Raw genomic sequence first — 295 nt, 5'->3', positions numbered from 1 at the left:
AGCCGTGCAGGCCGGCCGCACCAGCGACGAACTCACGGCATACCCGGAGTCGTTCAAGACCTCGTGGCTGCACACTGAGCTGCATCGCGCACGCAACTTCAAGCAGTGGATGAGCAAGGGCCTGTACCTCGGCACGCTGATGGTCGGCATCGAGCAGAAGCTGCTGGGCGGCAACGTGCCGTGGACGCTGCATCATCAGCATTCGGATCATGAGATGCTCAAGCCGGCGTCGCAGTGCAAGCCGATCACGTATCCGAAGCCGGATGGCAAGCTGACCTTTGACCGCCTGTCTTCA

Annotated in this window: 1 pseudogene; it reads left to right on the top strand. The window is 61.7% G+C overall.

Annotated elements, in window-relative coordinates:
* Nucleotides 1–295 (top strand): annotated as a pseudogene (locus P0D89_RS54445) (electron transfer flavoprotein-ubiquinone oxidoreductase); the annotation flags it as partial.

The organism is Paraburkholderia sp. RL18-085-BIA-A (assembly GCF_046027075.1).
Taxonomy (GTDB): Bacteria; Pseudomonadota; Gammaproteobacteria; order Burkholderiales; family Burkholderiaceae; genus Paraburkholderia.
The sequence above is the reverse complement of the archived record's forward strand: the minus strand, read 5'-3'. Positions and strand labels throughout refer to the sequence as shown.